Origin of the sequence: Kitasatospora sp. MMS16-BH015, from assembly GCF_002943525.1 — a bacterium.
GTDB lineage: Bacteria > Actinomycetota > Actinomycetes > Streptomycetales > Streptomycetaceae > Kitasatospora.
On the sequence record NZ_CP025394.1, the window covers coordinates 993144 to 1016837 of the forward strand.

The 23694-nt window shown below is 73.7% G+C and carries 24 protein-coding genes; 13 read left to right on the top strand and 11 right to left on the bottom strand.

What is annotated here, in order from left to right:
* Positions 1–77: 77 nt before the first annotated feature.
* Complete coding sequence (locus CFP65_RS04335; RefSeq protein ID WP_104814824.1) at positions 78–512, bottom strand: SRPBCC domain-containing protein; 435 nt, start codon at positions 510–512, stop codon at positions 78–80.
* A gap of 333 nt (positions 513–845) precedes the next feature.
* Between CFP65_RS04335 and CFP65_RS04340 the strand changes: the two genes are divergently transcribed.
* The 4 genes from CFP65_RS04340 (at position 846) to CFP65_RS04355 (ending at position 4514) form a co-directional block, all read left to right on the top strand.
* Positions 846–1583: a (2Fe-2S)-binding protein gene (locus tag CFP65_RS04340; RefSeq protein WP_254552219.1), complete on the top strand. Its 738-nt coding sequence runs from the start codon at positions 846–848 to the stop codon at positions 1581–1583.
* A gap of 50 nt (positions 1584–1633) precedes the next feature.
* Positions 1634–2119 carry a hypothetical protein gene (locus CFP65_RS04345; RefSeq protein ID WP_158702024.1) on the top strand — a complete coding sequence of 162 codons (486 nt, stop codon included), beginning with the start codon at positions 1634–1636 and terminating at the stop codon, positions 2117–2119.
* A gap of 88 nt (positions 2120–2207) precedes the next feature.
* Positions 2208–2843, top strand: a complete 636-nt coding sequence (locus CFP65_RS38685; RefSeq protein ID WP_158702025.1) for a hypothetical protein — start codon at positions 2208–2210, stop codon at positions 2841–2843.
* Between the two features lie 183 nt (positions 2844–3026).
* Positions 3027–4514, top strand: coding sequence for a hypothetical protein (locus CFP65_RS04355; RefSeq protein ID WP_104814826.1), 1488 nt, complete (start codon positions 3027–3029; stop codon positions 4512–4514).
* Positions 4515–4604: 90 nt separating this feature from the next.
* Here CFP65_RS04355 and CFP65_RS04360 read toward each other — a convergent pair whose 3' ends face one another.
* The 5 genes from CFP65_RS04360 to CFP65_RS04380 all read right to left on the bottom strand — a co-directional run bounded on the left by CFP65_RS04360 (position 4605) and on the right by CFP65_RS04380 (position 8615).
* Entirely contained in the window at positions 4605–5432 is an 828-nt protein-coding gene (locus CFP65_RS04360; RefSeq protein ID WP_104814827.1) for an ABC transporter permease, read from the bottom strand.
* Between the two features lie 33 nt (positions 5433–5465).
* Entirely contained in the window at positions 5466–6389 is a 924-nt protein-coding gene (locus CFP65_RS04365; RefSeq protein ID WP_168219665.1) for an ATP-binding cassette domain-containing protein, read from the bottom strand.
* A gap of 14 nt (positions 6390–6403) precedes the next feature.
* Complete coding sequence (locus tag CFP65_RS04370; RefSeq protein WP_104814829.1) at positions 6404–7294, bottom strand: DUF4097 family beta strand repeat-containing protein; 891 nt, start codon at positions 7292–7294, stop codon at positions 6404–6406.
* A gap of 60 nt (positions 7295–7354) precedes the next feature.
* The gene (locus tag CFP65_RS04375; protein WP_104814830.1) at positions 7355–7879 is read right to left on the bottom strand and encodes a hypothetical protein; all 525 of its coding nucleotides are present in this window, start codon (positions 7877–7879) and stop codon (positions 7355–7357) included.
* 166 nt (positions 7880–8045) lie between these two features.
* Complete coding sequence (locus tag CFP65_RS04380; RefSeq protein ID WP_104814831.1) at positions 8046–8615, bottom strand: helix-turn-helix transcriptional regulator; 570 nt, start codon at positions 8613–8615, stop codon at positions 8046–8048.
* Between the two features lie 47 nt (positions 8616–8662).
* Between CFP65_RS04380 and CFP65_RS04385 the strand changes: the two genes are divergently transcribed.
* Complete coding sequence (locus CFP65_RS04385) at positions 8663–9580, top strand: trans-aconitate 2-methyltransferase (protein WP_104814832.1); 918 nt, start codon at positions 8663–8665, stop codon at positions 9578–9580.
* An 18-nt stretch (positions 9581–9598) separates the two neighbouring features.
* Here the strand turns inward: CFP65_RS04385 and CFP65_RS04390 are convergent, their stop codons facing one another.
* On the bottom strand, positions 9599–10591 hold the full coding sequence (locus CFP65_RS04390) for a serine protease (RefSeq protein ID WP_254552220.1): 993 nt from the start codon (positions 10589–10591) through the stop codon (positions 9599–9601).
* Between the two features lie 169 nt (positions 10592–10760).
* Between CFP65_RS04390 and CFP65_RS04395 the strand changes: the two genes are divergently transcribed.
* The 4 genes from CFP65_RS04395 (at position 10761) to CFP65_RS04410 (ending at position 14671) form a co-directional block, all read left to right on the top strand.
* Positions 10761–11159 (top strand): hypothetical protein, encoded by a 399-nt coding sequence (locus CFP65_RS04395; RefSeq protein WP_104814833.1) that lies wholly within the window; start codon positions 10761–10763, stop codon positions 11157–11159.
* An 86-nt stretch (positions 11160–11245) separates the two neighbouring features.
* Positions 11246–13726, top strand: a complete 2481-nt coding sequence (locus CFP65_RS04400) for an ATP-dependent Clp protease ATP-binding subunit (RefSeq protein WP_371682516.1) — start codon at positions 11246–11248, stop codon at positions 13724–13726.
* A 138-nt stretch (positions 13727–13864) separates the two neighbouring features.
* Complete coding sequence (locus tag CFP65_RS04405) at positions 13865–14218, top strand: hypothetical protein (RefSeq protein WP_104814835.1); 354 nt, start codon at positions 13865–13867, stop codon at positions 14216–14218.
* A 42-nt stretch (positions 14219–14260) separates the two neighbouring features.
* Positions 14261–14671, top strand: coding sequence for a VOC family protein (locus tag CFP65_RS04410; RefSeq protein ID WP_104814836.1), 411 nt, complete (start codon positions 14261–14263; stop codon positions 14669–14671).
* Position 14672: 1 nt separating this feature from the next.
* Here the strand turns inward: CFP65_RS04410 and CFP65_RS04415 are convergent, their stop codons facing one another.
* Positions 14673–16199 (bottom strand): hypothetical protein, encoded by a 1527-nt coding sequence (locus CFP65_RS04415; RefSeq protein WP_104814837.1) that lies wholly within the window; start codon positions 16197–16199, stop codon positions 14673–14675.
* Between the two features lie 231 nt (positions 16200–16430).
* Between CFP65_RS04415 and CFP65_RS38690 the strand changes: the two genes are divergently transcribed.
* Positions 16431–16991 carry a hypothetical protein gene (locus tag CFP65_RS38690; protein ID WP_158702026.1) on the top strand — a complete coding sequence of 187 codons (561 nt, stop codon included), beginning with the start codon at positions 16431–16433 and terminating at the stop codon, positions 16989–16991.
* Positions 16992–17162: 171 nt separating this feature from the next.
* Positions 17163–17378: a hypothetical protein gene (locus tag CFP65_RS04425; RefSeq protein ID WP_104814839.1), complete on the top strand. Its 216-nt coding sequence runs from the start codon at positions 17163–17165 to the stop codon at positions 17376–17378.
* 366 nt (positions 17379–17744) lie between these two features.
* Here CFP65_RS04425 and CFP65_RS04430 read toward each other — a convergent pair whose 3' ends face one another.
* Positions 17745–18794: an LLM class flavin-dependent oxidoreductase gene (locus CFP65_RS04430; protein ID WP_104814840.1), complete on the bottom strand. Its 1050-nt coding sequence runs from the start codon at positions 18792–18794 to the stop codon at positions 17745–17747.
* An 836-nt stretch (positions 18795–19630) separates the two neighbouring features.
* On the opposite strand from CFP65_RS04430, the gene CFP65_RS40505 reads away from it, so the two are divergent.
* Positions 19631–19771 (top strand): hypothetical protein, encoded by a 141-nt coding sequence (locus tag CFP65_RS40505; RefSeq protein WP_254552221.1) that lies wholly within the window; start codon positions 19631–19633, stop codon positions 19769–19771.
* A 164-nt stretch (positions 19772–19935) separates the two neighbouring features.
* On the opposite strand, the gene CFP65_RS04440 is transcribed toward CFP65_RS40505, so the two are convergent.
* Both CFP65_RS04440 and CFP65_RS04445 read right to left on the bottom strand, forming a co-directional pair.
* Complete coding sequence (locus CFP65_RS04440) at positions 19936–20403, bottom strand: hypothetical protein (protein ID WP_158702027.1); 468 nt, start codon at positions 20401–20403, stop codon at positions 19936–19938.
* Positions 20404–20497: 94 nt separating this feature from the next.
* Complete coding sequence (locus tag CFP65_RS04445) at positions 20498–21376, bottom strand: alpha/beta fold hydrolase (RefSeq protein WP_104814843.1); 879 nt, start codon at positions 21374–21376, stop codon at positions 20498–20500.
* 179 nt (positions 21377–21555) lie between these two features.
* Between CFP65_RS04445 and CFP65_RS04450 the strand changes: the two genes are divergently transcribed.
* On the top strand, positions 21556–23694 hold the full coding sequence (locus CFP65_RS04450) for an AfsR/SARP family transcriptional regulator (protein WP_254552222.1): 2139 nt from the start codon (positions 21556–21558) through the stop codon (positions 23692–23694).

The following is a 23694-nucleotide window of genomic DNA, read 5'->3' on the forward strand; positions in this document are numbered from 1 at the left end:
CACCGGCTACTCCATCCTCCTCCCCTCCCCCGCCTCCCGGCCAGCAGCCTGCACGGCCTGGTCGGCCGCCGGTCGGCTCACCGGTTCTCGACGTACTTCTTCAACGCCTCGTTCAGCGCGGTGAAGTCCTCCTTGGTCCGCTCGATCGCCCCGCCGGTGACCGGCACCAGCACGCCGGAGAAGTTCTCCGACTGCACCAGCAGGGTGCCGCCGGTGCCGGTCGGGCTGAGCCGGAAGCCGTGCTCGCCGTCGAACAGGCCGGGCAGCAACAGCTTGCCGAACCACCGGAGTTCGACCCCGCGCTCGGCGGCCAGCACCTTGGGCTTGAAGGTGATCGGGCGGCCGTGGGCCGGGTGCATCCGCAGCACCAGGGTCTCGCCCACCGCCACGGTGCCGCTCGCCTCGCGGATGAAGGGGTTCCAGTCGGGGTAGGCCGGCAGGTCCGCCAGCGCCGCCCAGACCTCCTCGGCCGGGGCGTCGATCTCGATCTCGGCGAAGATGGTCTTCGTCATCGTGCTGCCTGTTCTGTGCTGTGCCGTCCCGCGCCGTGCCCCGGAGGTACGCCGTGCGGTACGCCGTGCCGATCGCTTGCCGTTCACTTGCCAGTCGGACCGTGCCCGTACGCATCCGGTCCGACACCATCAGTTACCACACCCCGAGGGCGGATCGGCCATCCGACGGAGCGCGCGACCCCCACCGCACGCCCTCCCGCACGCCGGGTACCGTGCAGTCCGGGGACGGCGACCGGGCCGCCCGACGGCGCCGGCCCAGCCGGGCCGCCACGCGAAGGGGAGACCGCCATCAGCACGCCCAGCCCGTCCGAGGTCCTGCGCCGAGTCGCTTCGGTGGGGCCGTACTTCGCCGTCGGTCTCGGCGCCCCGGGCGAGCCCGCGCCCGGCGGCTTCACCCCGATCCGCGAACTGTACGCACCCGGAGGGCCGTTGACCGTCCGGGTGGCCGCCGCGACCGGGCAGCTGCGCACCTCGGAGACCCGGGTCGCGGTCTCCGTCCTGCACCTGGGCCTGGCCGCCCGGCTCTGGTCGGTGGCCCTGGGCGCCGCGGCCCTCGGCCCGGGCCTGCCCGAGCTCGGCCCGGACACCCTGCACCACCGCTGGCCCGCCGACGGCCCGCTCGAGCTCTGGCTCCCGGCACCGGAACCGGAACCGGCCGCCGGCCATGCCCCGGACCTGGCAACCGCCGTGCACCGCACGGTGATAGGCGGTCACCTCACCCCCCTGCACGACACCCTGCGCGCGATCACTCCGATCGCCCCCCGCCTGCTCTGGGGCAACGCCGCCTCCGCCCTCACCGGCTCGCTGCAGATCCTGCACACCCGGATCGCCCCCACCCACCCGGCGGCGGCCGCCACCGCGCTGCGCGTCACCCAGCAGCTGCTCGCCGCGACTCCGCTGCTCGGCACCGGCGTTCTCGCCCCTGACGAGTTCTCCCCGCCCTCCGCCCCGCAGCGCTTCCGCCGCTCCACCTGCTGCCTCTACTACCGGCTGCCCGCCGGCGGCACCTGCGGCGACTGCGTGTTCGGCACCCGACCGCCCCGGCCGCGGAGTGCTACGCCCACGATCTGACGCCCCGTCAAGTGATTGACCGTCAGTCAGGCGGATGGCAGCATCGGGCCATGACGAAGCCTGGTGCCCCGATGCTCCGCGTCCGCACCAGCCTTCCGCAGCGGGCCGTGCTGACCACGGTGGCGGCCGTGCTCGCCCTGCTCGGCCTCGGCGGGGTGCTGGCCGGTACGGCGGGTGCGGCGGTCGGCGGCGGGTCGGCGCTCCTGGTCGCGGCCGTACTCGCGCTGCGCTCGCTCCGCTCGGGCATCGAGGCCGATCTGGACGGCATCACCAGCCGCACCGTCGAGCGGACGCAACGGCTCCGCTGGTGCGAGATCAGCTCGATCCAGCCGGGCGACGCCCGCTCGGCCTCCCCCGTCCCGGCCACCGCCCTGGTGGCCACCACCACGGCCGGGCGCCGACTCGTCCTCGGCGGCCTGGTCGGCCCGGCCACCCGGCGCAACTCCGTCCGGCTGCAACTCCTGCGCGCCGAACTCGACCGGCTCGCCGCCCGCCACCACCGCGAGTGCGCCACCTGCTCCGCCACCCCCTCCTGACCTCGGCCGCCCGCTGCGGCGGAACCGTCCACCCCCCTCCCCGCGTATCGGCAGGCGAAGCCCGCCCCACCCGGACGGAGGACCGAGGATGCCCCGCACCGCCGCCACCCTGACCTGGCGACTGCTCGCCCTGCTGCTCCTGTTCACGGCGGCGGTGGCCGGCGCGCTCGCCGTCTGGTCCCTCGCCGCCCCGGTGCCGAGCCTGCCGCTCGCCCCGCCCCTGCTCACCGGGCTGGCCGCCCTGGTGCTCGGCACCTTCTGCGCCCTGATCGGCTGGCCGCAGGACGGCTGGCAGGTCGTGCTGGTCTCGCTCCCGCTGATGGCGCTGCTCTGGATCGCCGCCCTCACGGCCGACTTCGCCTACACCTCCGTCCACAACTGGGACCGCACCCCCCTCGCCGTCACCGCCACCCTCACCGACTGCCGGGTCGACGCCGTCCACGGCGACGGCGACTCCGGCCGCACCGAGAAGGACAGCTGCGTCTACCACTACACCGTCCTCGGCCGGACCCACACCGAACGCCACGACTCCCCGGGGGCCGAGCACGACGGCAACCAGCTGCAGATCTGGCTCAACCCCACCACCGGCGAGATCGGCGAACACTCCCTCACCAACGTCGTGTTGATCTCCGCCCTCGCCCTCCTCGCCGCCACCCTCGCCCTCCTCGGCGCCTGGACCGCCGCCCGCGCGGCCCTCGGCCACCCCGAGGAGGAGGCCGGCTGACCGGTCATTCACCCCTTCCGGACCGGCCATCGCTGACCGGCCAGGAGCTCGGCGGAGCGCCGTTTCCGCAGGTCAGCGACCCGAACAGGCAGCCGGAGCGGGCGATCGGCAGGGCTTCCCGGGCATCGCGGGCGAGCGTAGCGTCCCCCGGCACCAGGGCAGTTACCTAGCAACGGGGGAATCGTGGCGCTCGAACTACCGGCCGAACTGGAACCGGTCCTCGGCCTGTTGGGGGTCGAATGGCCGCAGGTGAACGAGGACGAGCTCAATCGGTTCGCGGACGAGCTGCGCAAGTTCGCCTCGGCGATCGACTCGACGCAGATGGCGGCCGACAAGGCGGTCAGTGCGCTCGGGCAGGTCTACCACGGGGCCTCGGCCGACCAGTTGGCGCAGGCCTGGTCGGCGATCTCGAAGTTCTCCGAGCTCGTGGTGCAGGGGTGCGGGCTGGTGGCCAACGCGGTCAGTGCCGCCGCGATCGTGGTCGAGATGTGCAAGGGCGGGGCGATCGCCCAACTCGCGGTGACCAGTGGCGGGCTGGCCACCGCCGCGGCCACCGCGCCGTGGACCACGCCGGCCGTGCTCGCGACCGGTAAGCAGATCGTCTCGCAGATCCTGGAGTCGGCCGTCACCGAGCTCGGGCACGCGCTCGCCCAGCCGGTGGCCGATCTGGTGGACACCGCCGTGAAGGCGGTGACCGGCGGCGCCTCGGCCGGTGCGGGCGGCTCGGCCGGGCAGGGCTTCGGGGTGGACCTGGCCAAACTCGCCTCCACCGCCCTCCAACTGCGCGGCCACGCCGACGACGTGAACAGCAGCGGCAGCGCCTTCCTGCAGATCTTCGACTCCATGGACCTCGGCCAGCCCGGCGAGATCATCGGCAAGGTGGTGACCGAGGCGGCCGAGCAGATCGCCACCACGGTCGGCACCGAGGTGCTCAAGCGGCTGCTCAGCTCCTTCACCGGCACCGCCGACAACATGGACCAGATCGGCAAGAACCTCAGCCAGAACGAGGACGAACACTCCCGCCTGATGAGCAACCTGCTCTCCGCCCCGACCCCGGTCGCCGCGCTGACGCCCGGCCGGCTCGCCGGCACCAGCACCCTCTCCACCGACTCGGCGGCCGGCCCCTCGGCCTCGCACACCGGCATCGACAGCCTGCGCCCCCGCCTGGGCACCACCAACGCGGGCGGCTACGACGGCACGGACGGCGGCACCGACGGCGGCGACGGCACGGTGAACGCCGGTCAGCCCGGCACCCAGCCCAGCGTGGTGCTCCAGCAGAGCGAGTCGCCGACCTCGCACTCCCTGCCGACCGCGCCGGTCCAGTCGGGTACCACCAACCCGGGCTCCACCGGCACCCGCAGCTCGGCCGACGCCCCCGGCGAGGAGCACCCGACCGCCACCACCGCCGGCTCACCCGCGGCCGGCGCCGCCAACAACACGTACGGCCGCACCGGAAAGAGCAACGGCAGGAGCACCAACACGGGCACCACCGGGACCGGCACCGGCACCGGCAGCCGCCCGATCCAGGATCTCGGCGTCCAGGGCCGGGCCAAGCGGGCGAAGGCCGAGGAGGACGAGGAGCGCGCGCGGGCGGAGCACCGCCCGGCCGAGCTCCCGGACGGGCTGCCCGCCGAGCTCCCGACCGAGGAGGCGGTGGAGGCCGGCCGCTGACCCGGGGACGGGAACGCGGGCAGGGCCCCCGTCGCTCGGGGGCCCTGCCCGCCCTCTCCGGCACTGCGGTGCGCACTCCGTGCGCGCACCTCAGGCCCGCTCCGGCTCCCGCTCGTACAGGCGCCGCGACCAGACGTAGGAGACCGCCGCGACCCCGACGCACCAGGCGAGGGTGATGACCAGGTTGTCACCGATCGCCGTGCCGGTCAGCAGTCCGCGCAGCGTCTCCGTGACCGGAGTGAACGGCTGGTACTCGGCGAACCAGCGCAGGCCGGTGGGCAGCGAGTCGGTGGGCACGAAGCCGCTGCCGAGGAAGGGCAGCAGGATCAGGAACATCGGCGAATTGCTGGCCGTCTCCACGCTCTTGGCCGAGAGGCCCAGGCCCACGCAGAGCCAGGTCACCGCGAAGGTGAGCAGCAGCACCACCCCGAAGGCGGCCAGCCACTCGGCCGGGTTGGCGTGCGGGCGGAAGCCGACGCCGATCGCCGCCAGGGTGACCACCACGACCCCGGTCATGGTCTGCACGGTGGCGGCCACCACGTGGCCGGTCAGCACCGAGGAGCGGGCCACGGCCATGGTGCGGAAGCGGGCGATGATGCCCTCGGTCATGTCCTGGGCGACGGCGATCGCGGTGCCCTGGGCGGCGGCGGCCACCGCCATCAGGATGATCGCCGGGGCCACGTAGGCGGCGTAGGCGGCCCGGCCGCCGTGCACCCCGGCCGGGGTGCCGGCGCCGAGGCCCGAGCCGAGCGTCCCGCCGAAGACGTAGACGAAGAGCAGCAGGAAGACGATGGGCATCAGGGTGACCATCAGGGTCAGCGAGGGGTAGCGCTGGAGGTGCCGGAGGTTGCGGCGCAGCATGACCTTGGCGTGGGTCAGCACGTGCGAGCCGCCAGTGGTGGCTGTTGCGGTGCTCATGATCTATCAGGGTCCCTTCCTGATGATTCCTGCTCAGTTCCTGCTGGTCAGGGCGAAGAAGACGTCGTCCAGGTCCGGGGTGTGCACGGTGAGCGCCTCGACCTCGATCGCGGCCTCCTCCAGGCGTCGCAGCACCGCCCGAAGGGTGACCACCCGTCCGTCGCCCGCCAGTTGGAGGGTGAGCGCGTCCTCGTCCCGGCCGGTCGGCTGCAGCAGCGCGGCGGCGGCCACCAGCGCGGCCCGGTCGGCGAAGGTGAGTTCGAGGTGGCCGCCGGGGATCCGGGCCTTGAGCTCGGCGGGGGTGCCCTCGGCCACGATCCGGCCGCCGTCGAGCACCGCGACCCGGTGCGCGAGCTGGTCGGCCTCCTCCAGGTACTGGGTGGTGAGCAGGATCGTGGTGCCCTCGGCGACCAGGCCCCGGATGATCTCCCACATGGTGCGCCGGCTGCGCGGGTCGAGCCCGGTGGTCGGCTCGTCCAGGAAGATCACCGCGGGCCGACCGACCAGGGTCATCGCCAGGTCGAGCTTGCGCTTCATCCCGCCGGAGTAGGTGGAGGCGGGCTTGTCGGCGGCCTCGGCGAGTTCGAACCGGGCGAGCAACTCCTCGGCCCGGCGACGCCCTTCGGCCTTCGGCAGCAGGTGCAGGTCGGCCATCAGCAGCAGGTTCTCCCGGCCGGTGAGGTAGCCGTCAACGGCGGAGAACTGCCCGGTGACGCCGATCGAGCGGCGCACCGCCTGCGCGTCCCGCGCCGGGTCCTGGTCGGCGATCCGGATCTCGCCCGCGTCGGGGCGCAGGTAGGTGGTCAGCAGGTGGACGGCGGTGGTCTTGCCCGCGCCGTTCGGCCCGAGCAGGGCCAGCACGGTGCCTTGGCGGACCGTCAGGTCGATCCCGTCCAGCACGGTCTTCTCGCCGAAGGACTTGCGCAGCCCCCGGGCCGATATCGCGGTATCGGTCAGCGTGGCGGTGGCGCTCATGCCTGCTCCTCCAGTCGGGCCGTGCGGCGGATGACGATGTCGCCGAGCTTGGTCTCGGCGTGCACCTCGACCTTGTCCACCGGCTCGCCCGCCTCGGGCGCCTCGGCGGCGGCCAGGTCGTTGTAGACCCGGCCCACCTTGGTGTCCAACTCCAGCCAGGCGGCGCTGCCGTCGCGCACGCCCACGTCCACCCGGCCGTTCTTCGAGGCGGCCACCACCTTGCCGCGGACCACCTCGCCGATCCGCACCTCGCCGTTGGAGTTGGTGGCGGTGATGTCGGAGAGCGCCCGGTCGACCGAGACCGCACCGTTGGAGACCTTCACCTTGGCGGTGCCGGTGACCACCCCGATCCGGACCGTCCCGTTGCCCGAGGAGACGTCGGCGCCGCCGTCCACCACCCCGATCCGCACCTCCCCCGCGCTGCTGTGCACCTGGGCCGAGCCGCTGACCCCGTCCACGCTGACCTCGCCGATCGAGGTACGGACCGTCAGGTCGCCGGTCTCGCCCAGCCGGACGGCGCCGAGGCCGCTCTTGAGCTGCACGCTGCCGAGCACCCCCTCGGCCAGGTAGTCGCCGAGCTCGACCTCGCCCCGCACGTCGGAGTCGCTGGGCAGGGTCAGCACCACGTCGATCGACTCGGGGCGCTTGCTGAAGTTGACGAAGCGGTTGCGCGGCTTGCGGGTGACCACGGTGAGCGTGCGGGTCACCTCGTCGTACTCGACCCGGGTGGCCTCGGCGGCCTTGACGTCACTGGGCTTGGCCGGGTCGGTCGGGCTGACCTCGACCACGGTGTCGGCGCCGTCGGTGGCGCGGATCCGCACGTCGGCGACGTAGAGGTCGAGGAGGACGACGATCGGGGACGAGGTGCTGAACGTCGAGCGGGACATCTCGGTTTCCTTACCGGGTTGATGGGTTGGCGGTGCGGGGCGGTGCCACGCCGGGCCGGGTCAGCGGGCCCAGCCGGTCCAGTTCTGGCCGACCCGGCCGGACTGCTCGGCCGTCCTGGTCGGGGCGGGGGCGGACCGGCGGCCCTCCTGGGCGAGGCCGGCGGCCGCGGCCCGGACGATCCAGGCGTTGGTGGAGAGCCCGCCGGCGGCCGCGGCGTCCTCGATCTGGCCCTTGAGACCGGCCGGCAGCCGGAGGTTGATCCGCACCATCGCGGCGTCCTCCCCCTCCACCACGGGCACCCTCACCTCGGCCGGCGCCGGCCCGGCCGGCTCCCCCACCCCGGGCGGCGGCGTCACCACGAAGGCCGCCTCGCCGCCCCGCAGCCGCACGTCCACGGCCCCGGGCGCCAGCTCGGCCGAGATCTCCTCGGCCGCCGCCGACAGCGCCTCCAACAGGGTCAGCCGCATCGCCGCGTCGAGCGGCAGCAGCAACCGGTCGGCGAGCGCACGGGCGTCCTCGCCGCCGACCCCCGCCGCCACGGTCAGCTCGCGGCGGAGGTTCTCGACGTACTGGGTGAGTTCCATGGCTCCTATAGTGGCACCACTATGGCACCACGGCAAGCCCATTCGGTGCCACGAAACATCACCGCAGCTCAGCGCCTACTCACCGGCATGTCACGACCCCAACACGACACCACCGCACCACCCCTTGGCACCACTCGCCCACCCACATGGCACCACTCCTGGCACCTCACTCCGGCAGCCGCAGATGGGAGCGGCCGCCCTCGTGGTCGAGGATGGCCAACAGCTCGGCGGGGCCGCCGTGGGCGCCGAAGGCGTGCGGGATCATGGTGGAGAACTCGGCGGCCTGGCCGGTCTCGACCAGGATCCGGCGGTCGCCGAGGGCCAGCTCGACGGTGCCGGAGAGCACGGTGAACCAGTCGCGGCCCGGGTGCACCTTGAGCAGGCTGGTGCCGGTCGGCGCCGGGCGGGTGAGCCGGAGCTTGGCCACCGTGGTGGACGGGTCGCGGCCGAGCATCCAGCGGGTGATGCCCCGGGCCTCGTCGCGCTGGGGCCGGATCACCACGTCGCTGTCGTCGGCCGGCTCCACCAGGTGGTCGATGGTGGTGTCCAGCGCCCGGGCGATCGCCGCCAGCTGGTCGAGGCCGATCCGCCGGTGGCCGGTCTCGATCCGGCTCAGCGTGGAGGGGCTGAGGAAGCAGCGGGCCGCGAGGTCGTCCAGCGAGAGGCCCATCGCCACCCGCAGGCCCCGGATCCGCTTGCGCACCAGCGTGTCGAGTTCGCCGTCTTCTTGCTTCATACGCAAGATGCTATGCGATTCGCGCAAGGCTCTCGTAGCCTCGAACCATGACCCACCACACCGCACACCGCCCCCACCAGCACGGCCACCCGGGCCCCGGCCACGCGCATGATCACGATCACGCCGCCCCCTCCGACGCCGAGCTCGCCCCGCTGCTCGACCTCGACGCCGAGGTGCTGCACGAGCACTACACCGAGCTGACCGACTGGCTGGCCGGGCACACCACCCAGGGCCCGACCGTCCGCCGGGTGCTCGACCTCGGCGCCGGCACGGGCACCGGCACCTTCGGTCTGCTCCGCCGCTTCCCGGCGGCGACCGTCACCGCCGTGGACAGCTCCCCGGTGCTGCTGGCCCGCCTGGCCGAACGGGCCGAACAGCTCGGCCTCGCCGACCGCGTCACTACCGTCGTGGCCGACCTCGACGCCCCCTGGCCCACCTTCGACGGCGAGGGCGGCGCGGACCTGATCTGGGCCTCCGCCTCCCTGCACCACCTCGCCGACCCAGCCCGGGCGCTGCGCCGCGCGTACGCCGCGCTGCGCCCCGGCGGCCTGCTCGCGGTGGCCGAGCTCTCCGGCTTCCCGCACTTCCTCCCCGACGACATCGGCCTGGGCACCCCGGGCCTGGAGGACCGCTGCTCGGCGGCCCTGGCCGCGCAGCACGCCGCCGGCCTCCCGCACCTGGGCGACGACTGGGGTCCGCTGCTCACCGGCGCCGGCTTCGAGCTCGCGGCCGAGCGGCACTTCGCGATCCACCTCACCGCGCCGCTGCCGGCCGCCACCGGTCGCTACGCCCTGGCCCGGCTCAGCCGCGTCCGCACCGGGCTGGCCGACCGCCTCTCCGCCGAGGACGCCGCCACCCTCGACCGGCTGACCGCCACCGAGGGCCCGGCGAGCGTGCTGCACCGCACCGACCTCACCGTCCGCACCGAGCGCGACGCCTGGCTGGCCCGATGCCCCGCCAACTGACCCATCCGTGAAGCGAGTTCACCCCGCCGGTGGCGCAACCGTGGTCGCCGCCCGGTACAGCGCCCGGGTGGCGGCTCCGAAGTAGGCGCTGTAGGAGATCTGCGGGGTGTCGCCGCCGGTGTGGTAGCCGCCGATCACCCCGACCACCGCCGTACCGCCCTGCCAGGCCACCAGCATCGGCCCGCCCGAGGTGCCGCCCACGAAGCCGTCGCAGGCGATCCGCTCGAAGGTACCCGGCTCCGCCGGGTCCTCGGGCGCCCAGGCGGTGGTCGCACTCGTGCAGTCCAGCGGCTTCGCCGCCCCGGCCGGGTACCCGATCAGCCGCACCGGCGCGTGGGCGTACCCACTGCCGGTGAGCAGCCCGACGGCGCCGACCACGTCCTCCAGCTGCCGCCCGGCCGGATCGGGCCCGGTCACCGCGAAGGCGAAGTCGTAAGCGGCACCGGCCTGTTCACCCCGGTCGTAGTACTCCTGCGGGACGTACACGCCGTCCGTCACCACCGGGAAGACGCCGAACGGCTTGAGCCCGTCGTGGTACTGCGGCACGAAGGCCAGGTGCCGCTCGGCCTCGGCCCCGGCGTAGCCCTTGAGGCAGTGGCCCGCGCTGAGCGCCAGGCCGCGGCCGGGGCTGTGCACCACCGACCCGCTGCAGGTGCGGCCCGTCCCGCCGGCGTCGGCCCAGAAGAAGGTGCCCACCTGCGGGATGCCGTCGAAGCTCCGGCTGGGCGGCACGATCTCCCCCGGCGCCGGCCCGTCCACCGGCACCCCACGCCCGGCCCGCCCGGCACCGGCCGCTCCCGCTCGCGCCTCCGCCGGTACCGCCGCCGCCATCCGCGCCGCGGTCCAGTACGCGGCGAGCCGAGCCGCCTCGGCGCCGCCCGGCACCGCCCCGCTCGCCCCCGGCGCCACCCCCGCCCCCACCAGCACGGCGGCCGCAGCCACCGTCACCCCCTTCACCAGACCCTTCCCGGCCACCACCGACCACCCTTCCGCCACCTGCACCGGTCGCACCCCCCATCCATCCCCCGCCTCCGCCCGAACAGTCCGGACGCTCCCGAACCCCCCTGCCGCCGCAGCGTCGATTCACCCTCCCGGCCCCCACCCGGACGGATAGACGAGTACACGAACGACTTGCTAAGGTCGCCCGTCATCTCCGCCGCCCCACCCCCAGGACAGCCCCATGATCGCCGCCTACCTCCCCACCGGCTCCTGGTGGGCCATCGCCGCGGCGACCACGGTCTTCTGGGTGGCGGTCATGCTGCCCGCCGCACCCACCCGGGCCTACCGGCTCCGTTACCTGGGCCTGCCCGTACTCCTCGGTGCGCTCCTGGCCCTCCGGAGCCACGGCAAGCACTTCACCCAGCAGGAGCTGCTGAGCTGCTACGCGCTGTTCACCTTCGCGTTCCCGCTCTTCGTGATCGGACGCTGGGAGGAGATGCGCGAGTACACCCTCGACCGGGAGGCCCAGAAGGCCGGGAAGGACGTCACTCCGACGCTGTCCCGGGGCGCCCGCGTCCAGATGTACGTGGTCACCGCGCTGCTGGTCGTGGGCACCGTCGCCATCCTGCTACCCGGGTAGCCCCTGGGCTGCGGCCCGTCGCCGTTCGTGGCTCCATGGGTACGTCCCGTGTGCGACCAGCGACCATGAGGTGACCCCGCGTGTCGATGTCCTACTTCGGGCCGAACGATCCGTTCGGCGACCTGTTCAACCGGTTCTTCGGGATGAGCCCGACGGCCTCCCCGCCCGCCGTGCAGCGGGTGCCGATCGGGCGGCTGCTCAGCGACTCGGCCCGGGGGCTGATCGAGGCGGCCTCCCAGCGGGCCGCCGAGGACAGCATCTCGGACCTGGACACCGACCACCTGCTCTGGGCCGCCACCCAGGTGGACTCCTCCCGGCGGATGCTGGAGCGGGCCGGGCTCGACCCGGACGCGCTCGCCGCCGACCTGCGCAGGTCGCTGCCCACCGCGGCCAGCGGCACCGGCGAGGAGCCGGCGCTCACCCCGGCCGCCAAGCGCGCCCTGCTCGGCGCGCACGCCCGCTCCCAGGCGGCCGGCGCCGACTACATCGGGCCCGAGCACATCCTCGGCGCCCTGCTCGACGGCGACCGCTCCGGCGCCGCCCAGGCCCTGCGACACGCCGCCCCCTCCCAGGAGGCGATGCGCAGCGTGCTGGACGGCTACGGCACCGGCGGCGACCGCAGCTCCACCGGCGCCCACCCGAGCGATACCCCGACCCTGGACGAGTACGGCCGCGACCTCACCCAGGAGGCCCTGGCCGGCAGGCTCGACCCGGTGGTCGGCCGGGCCGAGGAGATCGAGCAGACCGTCGAGATCCTCTCCCGCCGCACCAAGAACAACCCGGTGCTGATCGGCGAGCCCGGGGTCGGCAAGACGGCCATCGTCGAGGGACTGGCCCAGCGGATCGTCGCGGGCGACGTGCCGCAGAGCATCAAGGACAAGCGGGTGGTCACCCTCGACCTGACCGGTCTGGTGGCCGGCTCCAAGTACCGGGGTGAGTTCGAGGAGCGGCTGAAGAAGGTGATCGACGAGGTCATCGCCGCCGAGCAGAGCGTGATCCTCTTCCTGGACGAGCTGCACACCGTGGTCGGCGCCGGAGCCGGCGGCGAGGGCTCGATGGACGCCGGCAACATCCTCAAACCGGCCCTGGCCCGGGGCGAGTTGAGCGTGGTCGGGGCCACCACTCTGGACGAGTACCGCAAGCACATCGAGAAGGACCCGGCCCTGGAGCGCCGGTTCCAGCCGGTGCTGGTGCCCGAGCCGAGCGTGGACGAGACGGTGGAGATCCTGCGCGGGCTGCGCGACTCCTACGAGGCGCACCACCAAGTCCGGTTCACCGACGCCGCGTTGGAAGCCGCCGCCACCCTATCCGACCGGTACGTGAGCGACCGCTTCCTGCCCGACAAGGCGATCGACCTGCTCGACCAGGCCGGCGCCCGGGTGCGGCTGCGCGAGCTCGGCTCCAGCGGCGAGCACCGGCAGACCGGCGACCGGATCACCACGCTGCGCCGGGAGTTGAGCGAGGCCGTCGCGGACGAGGAGTTCGGCCGGGCCGCCGAGCTCAAGCAGCAGCTGCGCGCGGCCGAGGACGAGCGGGCCGCCGTGACCGAGCAGCGCGAGGGCGTGGCCAGCGTGACGGCCGAGGACATCGCCGAGGTGCTCTCCCGCCGCACCGGCATCCCGATCGCCCAGCTCACCGAGACCGAGAAGGAGCGGCTGCTCAAGCTGGAGGACACGCTGCACCACAAGGTGGTCGGCCAGGAGGACGCCGTCACCGCGATCGCCCAGGCCGTCCGCCGCTCCAGGGCCGGCATGGGCGACCCGGGCCGCCCGACCGGCTCCTTCCTCTTCCTCGGCCCGACCGGCGTCGGCAAGACCGAACTCGCGAAGGCGCTGGCCGAGTTGCTCTTCGGCGACGCCGACCGGATGGTCCGCTTCGACATGAGCGAGTTCCAGGAGAAGCACACCGTCTCCCGCCTGGTCGGCTCGCCGCCCGGGTACGTCGGCTACGACGAGGCCGGCCAGCTCACCGAGGCCGTCCGCCGCCGGCCGTACAGCGTGCTGCTCTTCGACGAGGTGGAGAAGGCCCACCCGGACGTGTTCAACCTGCTGCTCCAGGTGCTGGACGACGGCCGGCTGACCGACGCCCAGGGCCGCACCGTCGACTTCCGCAACACCGTGGTCATCATGACCAGCAACATCGGCTCCCGCCGGATCCTCGACCACCACGGCGAGGTCGCCGGCATCCGGGACGAGCTGATGAAGGACCTCGGCCAGCACTTCCGCCCCGAATTCCTCAACCGGATCGACGAGGTGATCGTCTTCCACGCACTCACCCGGGCCGACCTGCTCAAGATCGTCGACCTGCTGCTCCGCCGCAGCGAACAGCGCCTCAAGGCCCAGGGCATCACCCTCACCGTCACCGACGCCGCCAAGGAGTGGCTGGCGAACAAGGGCTACCAGCCCGAGTTCGGCGCCCGCCCGCTGCGCCGCACCATCCAGAGCGAGCTCGACAACCGGGTGGCCAACCTGCTCCTGGACGGCTCCGTCCAGAAGGGCGACGAGATCCTCGCCGACGTCGTGGACGGACAGTTGGTCTGCTCACTGGCCCGCCCGGCCGAGGCGTAGCGGCCCTCCTCCGTGGCCTGACCACCCGCCCCCGTACGCTGTTGGGCGCTCGCCGAGCGGCGTACGGGGACAACGGGGGCACAGTGCCAGAGGATTCGACAGCAGAACGGGTGGTCGCGGAGCGGTACCGGCTGATCGATGCTAGGCCGGGACGGCGAAGTCCTCCTCACCGACTTCGGGATCGCCCTGCGCAGCACCGACACCGGCTCCCTGACCAACGGCTACGGCCTGGTGCCCCAGGTCTGCACCTGGGACACCTCCGGCCACACCCAGTACGACATCCGGTTCGACGCCTCACCCCCGGACAACGGCCGCGGCTGGAAGCCCGTCACCCTCCGCAACGCCGACGGCGCCACCGAGGGCCTCAGCGCCGACAACTCCGGTGCCTGCATGGTCCAGTGGCCCACCATCTTCGGCTCGGCCTTGGTCGTCGACTACCACGCCGCCTCCTCCTGCACCAACGCCGAGGCCGTCGCCCTGCACCTGCGCTGACCGAGTACGAACCCGCAGCACCACGACCGTCACGGAGTTGCCATGCCCCTCCCGATGAAGTTGACCGCGATCACACTCGACTGCGCCGATCCCGAGGCGCTGGCCGCGTTCTACCGGCGGGCCACCGGGTTCGAACCCCACCCCGAATCCGACAGTGACTTCGCCGGCCTAACCCGCCAGGACGGGCTCTTCATCGGCTTCCAGCGGGTCGAGGACCACCGGGCTCCGCAGTGGCCCGGGCAGACCGCGCCGCAGCAGATGCACCTCGACTTCGCGGTCGACGACCTCGACGAGGCCGAGGCCCTGCTGCTGGAGCTGGGCGCCGCCAAGCCGGACCACCAGCCCGGCGGCGACAGGTGGCGGGTCCTCACCGACCCGGCCGGGCATCCCTTCTGCCTGACCAGAGACCGAGCTCTGCCGCAGCCCACGCTCGATCCGTCCGACACTCCGTAATTCAGGGAAGCAGACTCCGGATGGTGGCCTCGGGCAGCGCGGGGTTGGCCGCGGCAGCCGTCACCACCCCGGGCAGCTCGTCGGCCAGCAGGCCGCGCAGCGCACCGGTCGGCAGCTCCGGCCGGCCGGCGGCGATCGGGCGGGCCTCACGGTCCGTCAGGCAGGCGATCAGGGCCGTGACAGAGGCGTTGGGGTGGCGGGCCACCTCGCGGAAGAGCTTCCGGGCGGAGGCCGGCTGCTCGGTCAGCCGCTCCAGGACGGCGGCGGTCGCCCCCGGGTTGGTCGCCACCTTGGCCGCCACCCGGGCGCCGTGCCGATCGACCATGGCGAGCAGCTGGGCCTCGCCCAATCCGGGGTGGGGCGCGACGGCCTTGAGCACCTTGGCGTCCGCGTCTCGGGCGAGCCGGTCGCGGAGCTCGGCGGGGAGGTCGCGGCGGAGTGCGACCAGCATCCGCAGGGTGGGGTCGGCGCCGGTCGCGAGTGCGGTGAGTTCGGTCGGCGTGGCGGCGGCCAGGCGCGGGAGCAGCGCGGCGCCGATCCGGGTGGAGTTCGCCAGTTCGGCCAGCACGTCCAGCGGCAGGTCGAGGCGGTGGGCGAGGGCGCGGCGGACGACCTGGTCGGTGTCCGCGGCGAGCCGGCGGACCAAGGGCTCGTCGATCGACGGGTTGGCCGCCACCGAGGCCCGGACCAGCGGAAGGGGGTCGGCGGCCAGCCGGCGGTAGACCTCGGGTGGGAGGCCGGGGCGGGCGGCGACCAGGTCGCGGAGCAGTCCCGAAGAGTCGTCAGCGAAGGGGGCCACGGCCGAGACCGGGGTGGTGGGGTTGTAGAGCGCCTGCCAGTGGATGTCGTGCACGGCGGACTGGTGCGAGCCGTCACAGGCGTCGCCCGGCCGGAGCGTGCAGTCGGTGCGCGCACAGTCCGGGGCGTGCACCATCGGCAGCGGCGTCCGGTCCGCTGCCGCCTGGTCGCAGACGCGGCAGGCCCGGATCGTGGGCAGGCCGACTCCGGTGAGCAGGGCTGCCAGCAGCTCCGGAGCGAGCGCCTCGTTGCCGGCTGCCGCGCGGCGCACTTCGGCGTGCGGGTGCCGGGCGAGCGCGGCGGCCGTCTCGGCCGGGGCCCCCGCGGCCAGCGCCGCCACCACCCCGAGGTCGGGATCGGCCGCGAGACGGCGGACCACGTCCGCCGGAAGGCCGGGGCAGGCGGCCAGCTTCTCCCGGTGCTCGGCCTCGGGGGAGGTCGCGAGGGTTCGGGCCCACTCGGCGGGGCCGGCGCCTTCGTCGAGCAGGGCCAGCGCGGCGAGCGGCTGGACGGCCGGGTCGAGGTCCTCGGGCCGGAGCCGGCCCGCGTACGCGAGGTGCACGGCCACCGGCTCGGAGCGGGCCGCCAGAATCCGGGCTTGGGCGCGAGTCAGGTCCTCACGCATCACCAGCTCCCAGTCGAGCTCCTCGTCGGCCAGGCCGATCAGGCGGTCGAGCACGTCCGGCGGGAGGGCGGGGTTCACGGCCAGGCCGAGCAGAGCAGGGTTCACAGCGCGTCATCCTGCCGTGCGAGGGCCGAGCTGTCGCCGGAGTTTCACCGCGCCCGGTCCGGCTGGACAGGGCAGGGCGCCGGAGCCTGAACCCGCTGACCTGATCCCGATAGCCGTCATCGTGGAGCCGCCGGAACCGGCTGCCCCCCACGCGCGTCCCATCCCGGAACTGCCTCCCCGCAGGAAGGAGCTGTCATCAATCGCCCCTTTTCTCTCATACTGTCCGTCTCGGTGCTGGTCGTGATCACCGCGTGCGGATCTCGCGCGGCGACCGTCGCCGTCGCACCGGCCACGTCGACCGCTACGGCAACCGCCTCTGCGGACCAGCCGCCGAGTTCAACGCCTTCCATCTCCCCCCAGGTCCAGAACGCTGCTTCCGCGCTAAGTGCGCAAGGCCGTGGCGCGTTCGCTGACATCTGGGGTGCCCTGGCCTTGGACGGTGCGAACAATCGGGTCCTGCTCTACGCCACCGACGTGCAGCGCGCACAGCAGATGATCCAATCCGCCCACACGGATCGCCCCGACACCGCCGGCATCGAGGTGAAGGTCATCAAGTGCACGTACACGTCGAAGGACGAGCGCGCCGCCGTCGACCGGGTCGTTGCAGCTCAACTGACCAAGACCCTCAAGTCCGAGACGTATGGGGCCGCTCCCACCGCCGACGGCACCGGCATCCAGGTCTTCACCTCAGCCGAGGGATTGAAGTCCCCCGACCTCGCGAAGCAGGTCCAGAGCATCGCCGGTTCGGTACCAGCTACCTTGGTGCTCGGATCGAAGGGGGTTCCGGCTTAACCGTTTCGGTCGTTCGACGGTCTGCTGCACGGGCGCGTTGGGGGGCGGGCGGCGCGCTCGCGCTGCCGCGTGCCCAGAACCGTGCAACTGCGCGTCGATCGTCGCCATCACCTTGCGGCGTTTGGTCTTGCTGTCGCACTGCCTCGCGCCGCGAAGCGCCTTGGCGCCCGCGTGTTCAGCCCCGGGCCCAGTCACACCCCGGCCCCGTCCCGCGCGGGTCTGAGCGCTGGCATCGATAGGGCGACCGCCCGGCGTCCGGCCTGGCGCGCCCGTACCGTCCGCCGCACCGCCGAAGCCTCCTCCACCCTGGCCGACTGGAACCGGGGGCAGGCTCGTATCGCCGAGCAGTTCGCCCGGCGGCTGGTCTCCGAGGTGCTCGGCCGGTAGCGCACCTGAAACAGGACCCGCTGCGGCCGGGGGCGGCCAGCCCGGCGGAACGCTGGATAGCCGGGTGGAGCGGGCGCCGTGACGCGGTGACAGCTGGCCTTGCACGGCATGATTGAGGCCAAGAACTCGCAAAGCCGTCGCTGCGCCGCAGGTCAGGAAGTGTGCTCCCCACCGACGCGAGAGCGAGCCGGCAGGAGGGCTCTCTCCGGCCGTCCTGAAGTCCTTGGCCGTCATCGACCCGGTCAAGAACCCGGTCTCCCGCGGGCCTGAGCTCGCTCTCCCCTGGCCGATCCCCCCACGGGCCGGTGCGGCGCAGGATCGACCGGGTCGGCTCGCCGCTGCGCCCGGCGGCCCAGGGGCCGTCCGTCAGGCCGCGGGCCGCCAGCCCAGCGCGGGGCCGAGCGCGCCGGCCAGGTCGGTGAGGATCTGCACGTAGTCGTCGTGGCCGAAGGTGAACGGCAGCGCGAAGGCCACCTCGTCCACCTCGCGGTACCCGGCGTGCGCGGAGAGCCGTTCGGCGAGCTCGGCGCTGGGGCCGAGCAGGTCGGGGGCGAAGCGCAGCCGGGCCGGGCCGTGGGCGGTGGCGGTGCGCGCGCTGCGGCGCTCGACGTACTCGCGGTAGCGGGCGATCTGCCCGGGGGTGGCGCTGTCGGTGGGGATGACCACCAGGCCCTGCGAGACCCGGGCGGCCGCGCCGTCCGGGTGGGCGGCCCGGAAGGCGCGGATCTGCGCGGCCTGGGTCTCGGCGAAGTACCCGCCCGGGTCGGCGCGGACCGCGTCCGGGTCCGGGCCCTCGTCCTTGATCACGTTGCTGGTCAGCAGGTTGAGGCCGTTCTCGCCGGCCCAGCGGGCCGAGCCCAGGCTGCCGGCGCCGTACCAGATCCGCGCGGCCAGGCCCGGCGAGTGCGGCTGGACGCGGTCGGAGTACTCCTCGATGCCCTCGGTGCCGCGGAAGCCACCGGTCGACGCGCCGCGGACCAGGTCGAGCAGGCGGCGGGCCCGGCCGTAGCCGAAGTCCTCGGCGTCGGCGGTGTCGGGGTAGAGCGCGTCGCGCACCTCGGCGAACCGGGCGGGCGGGCCGACGCTGATGCCGGGGTTGAGCCGGCCGCCGCACAGCAGGTCGACCGTGGCCAGGTCCTCGGCCAGGCGCAGCGGGTTCTCCCAGCCGATCGGGGTGACGGCGGTGCCGAGGGCGATCCGCTCGGTGCGCTGGCCGGCGGCGGCGAGCACGGTGAGCGGCGAGGAGATGCCGTACTGCAGGTGGCGGTGGCGCAGCCAGGCGCTGGTGAAGCCGAGCCGCTCGCCGAGTTCGATCAGTCGCAGAGTGGACTCGTGCCCGGCCCGCGGGTCGGACTCCTCGAACAGGCCGATGGTCAGGAACCCCAGGGCGCGCAGGGGCCGGTCGTCGGTGGGCACCGTGTTCTCCTCGCTCGCGCGGCGCGGGGCGCGCGCCGCCGTTCCGGGCCCACGTTCACACACCGAACGCGAGGGATCAACCGGTGCGGCCGATCGTCACCGGGGGACGTGCTCCGGCCATGTCGCGGCAATCTTTCCGCCGATCCTGACTTCCTGTCAGGCGCCGTGGGTCCGGTGATGCTCGATCGTTCGGTGTCCATGACCGGGGAAGGCCGGTGGTGATCACGCAGATGCGGCGGTGCGCCGCGGCGGGAGCGGGGCTGCTGGCAGGCACTTCGACGTTCCTGACCAACGTGCTCCCCGCCAACGCGGGGATGGACTGGGAGAGGCCCTGCTCAGCGCCGAGGCCGGAGCGAACGGTGGGGTGGGCTGTTCATCAACCCGCCGTCCGACGCCATGGGGCAGATCTTCCCTCGCACTTGTGCCCGGCATCCCACGTCTTCAGCGCCTATGTAGTGTTGTCCGCAAAAGATCGGGGGGATTCGGTGACGAGGTCCTTGCACTTCAGCTGGGAACTGCGGGGCTCGGGGTGGGCGGTGTGCAGGATCTGGGATGGCTCGACAAAGCATCGAGGGAGCGTCAGTTACTGCACCGACGCGCTCGCCGATTTGTTGAAAGCCATGACGGGCCTCTACGGACCCTATAGCGTCCAGCGGTTCTCGTTCGACCTTGAACCAGCAGAGGAGCGGTGGATTCTCCGTCGCCGAAACGGTGATGTGAACATCATGATCCGTCACTTCCCGGACATGTCGGCCGGCTTCGACGCATCCGACGGGAAGGGCACGCTTGTGTGGACGTCCACACGTCCTCGCACCTCAGTGGCACACGCGGTCCTGATGGCTGCCGAGAAGGTGCGGCAGACCCACGGCGAGGACGGCTATCTCCAGAAGTGGCAGCGTCACACCTTCCCCTCCCCCGAACTGGGAGCCCTTCGGCACCTGCACCTGACAGCGGATGACTGCGCGCTCCAGCACTAAACCAACAGCGCCTGATCCCCGCCGACGCGGGTTGGGCCGCCGAGACCGCGAGCTGCGGGGCGACCTCCACCGAGGTGCGGCCGGGTCCGGCAGACCGGTGGGCGAGGAGTGCGGCGTTCCAGCCCAGGTGAGGAGCCGTCGATTCCTGTGGAGCGGCGGTCCCCTCAGGCGGAGGCGAAGGCATCTCGGTTGCGCTCGACGGTGCTGATCAGGTCTTCCAACGAGCACTCGATCCGGGCATTGACGATCGGATCGAAGTCCGTGATCTCCGGTGCGGTAGTCGCGTAGTTCGACGGCTGGATTCGCCAGCCTTCGACGAGGCTCCAGCCGGCTTGGACGGCGGCTCGATCACCGTCGACCGAGGAGACCTGGAGCCAGGCTGTGCACTGATCGGAGAAGTCGTAGGGCAGGAGGACCGCGCCTCCGCCCTTCGTGAGTCCGCGCAGCTGAGTCACCCATTGGCCGAGCAGGCGCGTCAGGCTCGTGACGAGATCGTCTCCCGCCTCGCGGGACTCGTCGAGGGCGAGGTAGTAGGAGTCGCAGTGGTGCCGATAGACGCCCAACCGGAGAAGGAGATCTCCGTGGTGGCCCGGATCGGTGATGTACTCGAGGTGGAGGGAGACGGGCGTCATGGTCGTGGACTCCGTGCTGGTCGGGAAGGACTGGCCGTGGCCCACGTGTGGCACCCGGGCAGGGGCCGTGGCTACCGGCCCCTTCGGGTACAACCTAGCGTGCGAGCAGGGCCCGGAGTTCTGCCGTGACCAGCTCGGGGGTCTCTTCGGCCATGAAGTGGCCGGCGTCGAGGGTCCGGTGGTGGAGGTCGGGGGCCCAGGGGGACCAGAGGGCGTGGGCGTCGAAGCCGAGGGCGGCGCCCCAGTCCTGCTGGAGGACGGTGACCGGCATCCGGAGGTGGTGGCCCGCGGCTCGGTCGGCCGTGTCGTGGTCGACGTCGAGGCCGGCCGAGGCCCGGTAGTCGGCGACGATCGAGGGGACGGCGTTGCGGGAGGCGTCCAGGTAGGCGCGGCGGAGGTCGGCCGGGAACGGGCGGGTGGACCAGGTGTCCAGGAAGTGGCCGAAGAAGGCGTCCGGGGCCGCCGCGATCAACTCCTCGGGGAGGCCCGGAGCCTGGGCCATCAGGTACAGATGGAAGCCGACGGCGGCCGTGCGGCCGCGCAGCACCTCCCACATGTCCAGGGTCGGCACGACATCCAGGCAGGCCAGGTGGCTGACCGCCTCGGGGTGGTCGAGACCGGCGCGGAAGGCGACCAGGGCGCCCCGGTCGTGGCCGGCCAGGGCGAAGCGTTCGTGGCCGAGGGCTCGGGCCAGGGTCACGATGTCGGCCGCCATGGTGCGCTTGGCGTAGGTCTCGCCGGTCCCGCTCGTCTCGGCGGGCTTGTCGCTGGCGCCGTAGCCGCGCAGGTCCGGGCAGATCACCGTGTGGTCCGCTGCCAGCTCGGTGGCCACCTCGAGCCACATCAGGTGGGTCTGCGGGAATCCGTGCAGCAGCACCACCGGCCGCCCGGAGCCACCGACCGCCGCGTGCAGGCTGACGCCCTCGGCCACCGGGATCCGGTGCTGTTCGAAGCCGGGGATCGTCGCGTTCATGGGAGTACCGCCTTCCGTCGGGGCCACCTCAGTGGCGGCCGCACCACCGACCCTCCCGCCCCCGAATCAGCACCGGATCAGCGCCGGATCGGCGCCGCGCAGCGAAGCCCGCGGCGGCCCCGCCCACCGGCCGACCGCCGACCGCCGACCGCCGACCGCCGACCGCGTACGGTGGCGGCGTGGCAGGAGAAGCGCAGGTGGCGGCGGGGATCAGCTTCGGTGTGCTCGGTCCGGTGACCGCCTGGGGCCCCGGCGGCGAGCCGCTGCCGCTGCGCGGCCCCCGCCACCGCGAGGTGCTGGCCCGGCTGGTGCTGGCCCGGCGGCGGGTCGTGCCGCTGCCCCGCCTGGTCGCGGACCTCTGGCCGGAGCAGACAGCCGGGGCGGCCGGGGCGGCCGGGACGGTGCAGAGCTTCGTGGCGACCCTGCGCCGGGCGTTGGAGCCCGACCGTCCGCGCCGCGCCCCGGCCACCCTGCTGGTCACCGAGGGGCCCGGCTACGCGCTGCGCGCCGCGCCCGACTCCGTGGACGCCTGGCGCTTCGAGACCGCCCTCACCACCGCCGCCACCCTGCCGCCCGAGGCGGCGCTCCCCCGCCTCACCGCAGCGCTGGACCAGTGGCGCGGCCCGGCCTACGCCGAGTACCCCGAGGCCGCCTGGGCCCAGGCCGAACGGGCCCGGCTCACCGAGCTGCACCGCCAGGCCGTGGAGCGCCGCGCCGAGGCCCAGCTCGCGATCGGCGACGGCCCCGGGGCCGTCGCCGGGCTGGAGGCACACCTGGCCGAACACCCCTGGCGCGAGGGCACCTGGCGGCTGCCGGCCCTCGCCCTCTACCGGTCCGGCCGGCAGGCCGACGCACTCGCCGTGCTGCGCCGCGCCCGCACCGCGCTGGCCGAGGAACTCGGTCTGGCCCCGGGCCCCGAGCTCCGCCGGCTGGAGGCCGACCTGCTCGCCCAGGCCCCGCACCTGGCCGCCCCCGCCGACCCGGAGACCGCCGCCGAACGGCTCTGGCAGCAGGCCACCGCCGCCTACGCCCGCACCGTCTCCCCCGGCGCCCGCTCCCGCCTGGAGTCGACGGTCGGCCTGCTCCGCGGCCTCGCCGTCACCGGCCCGGGTGGCCTCACCGCCGCCCGTGAACAGCGCCTCCCCGCCGTGCTCGCCGGCGAACGGTACGGCGACCCCGCCCTGACCGCCCGCGTGATCACCGCCTACGACGTCCCCGCCAACTGGCCCCGCCCGGACGACCCGCCCCAGGCCCTCGCCCTGGTCGCGGCGGCCGAACGCACCCTCGCCGCCCTCACCGCCGAGCCCACCCACACCACCGAGACCGCACGCACCACGGCGACTACCCCCACCACCGCGACCACCCACACCACCGCGACCGCCCACACCACCGCGACCACCCTCACCACCGCGACCACCCCCACCGCCGAGGCCGGCCCCGCGCCCACCGGCGAGGCGACGGCCCCCGCCCGGGCCCGGCTGCTCGCCACCATCGCGCTCGAACTGCGCGGCACCCGCGCACCACGCGGGCCGCAGGCCGCTGCCCAGGCCGAACGGATCGCCCGCGAGCTCGACGATCCGGCGCTGCTCGCGTTCGCGCTGAACGGCCGCTACCTCCAGTCCTTCGACCGACCGGGCCTCGCCCCGCGCCGGGGCGCGATCGGCGCGGAGCTCACTGCCCTGGCCGCCCGGCACGGGCTGGCCTCCTTCGAGGTGCTCGGCCTGCTGATCCAGCTGCAATCCGCCGCCGCGCTGGGAGAGTTCGCCGAGGCGGAGGCCTTCGCCACCGCCGTCGACCGGCTGGCGGACCGTCACGAACGCCCGCTCGCGCGCCTCTTCACCGCCGGCTTCCGCGCCCTCCGGCTGGCCGCCACCGGGCGGGCCGCCGAGGCCGGGGCCGCCTACGCGGCGCTCGCCGCCCCGCTGGAAGGGGCCGGCATGCCCGGCGTCACCACCGGCCTGCTCCCGCTGGCCCGCCTCGGTCTCCGGTACGCCGACGGGCCCTCCAGCGCCCCGCCCGCCCTGGACCCCGCCGAGGACTGGGGGCCGTACCGCCCCTGGATCCTGCCGTTCACGGCCGCCGGCCCCGCCGAGGCCCGCGCCACGCTGCGCGCCCAGCCCGAGCCGCCGCCCGACCTGCTCCAAGAGGCCCTGCTCTGCCTCCGGATCGCCGCCGCGCGCGACCTGGCCGACCAAGCCACCCTCGCCCGGGCCCAGGACGAGCTCCGCCCGGCGGCCGGTCAACTCGCCGGCGCGGCAAGCGGGTTCCTCAGTTTCGGACCGGTCGACCGCTGGCTCTCCGTCACGATCCCCCGCTGA